The organism is Micrococcus sp. HSID17227 (assembly GCF_003989405.1).
Classification (GTDB): domain Bacteria; phylum Actinomycetota; class Actinomycetes; order Actinomycetales; family Micrococcaceae; genus Micrococcus; species Micrococcus luteus.
The window spans coordinates 1-598 of sequence record NZ_RBLN01000511.1 but is presented as its reverse complement, the minus strand read 5'-3'; the positions used below and the strand labels follow the sequence as shown (position 1 = coordinate 598).

Below are 598 nucleotides of genomic sequence, written 5' to 3'. Positions count from 1 at the left end.
TGACCCGCGTGTGCGGGACGCCGTACGCGGCGGCCAGGGCGGCCAGGTCCACGCCGTGCGGGGTGCCGAAGAGCCGTTCGACGGGGTCCGCCATGCCGGGCGCCTCGGCCACGGCCCCGTGTTCGAGGCTCGCGAAGATCGCCCCGCCGTCGTCGTTGACGACCACGAGGTCGAGGTCCGGCTCGGTCTCGGTGGGGCCCACGAGCAGGCCGCCCGCCTCGTGCAGGGCGGTGAGGTCGCCGAGCAGGGCCACGGTCCGCCGTCCGCGCGCCAGTGCGACGCCCGCGGCCGTGGAGACGGTCCCGTCGATCCCGGCGAGCCCGCGGTTGGCGTACACCTCCGCGTCCGGCGCCGAGGGGGGCCGCCAGGTCAGGTCCACGTCCCGGATCACCGAGGACGAGCCCAGCACGAGCGGGCCCCGGACCATGGCGGCGCTCACGTGCGCCACCGTCTGCGGGCTGAGCCGGTCGCCGGCGTCGGTGGTGACGAGCACGTCCTCCACGGCGGCCTGGGCGCGCATCGAGGCGTGCTGCCACGCGGCGAGCCAGCCGGGCTCGCCCTGCCCGGCGAAGGCGGCGAGCTCCTCGAGGGTCTCCAC

General features: G+C 77.1%; 1 pseudogene. It reads right to left on the bottom strand.

The features are described from left to right. Positions 1 to 598 (bottom strand): annotated as a pseudogene (locus D8M29_RS12980) (2-succinyl-5-enolpyruvyl-6-hydroxy-3-cyclohexene-1-carboxylate synthase); the annotation flags it as partial.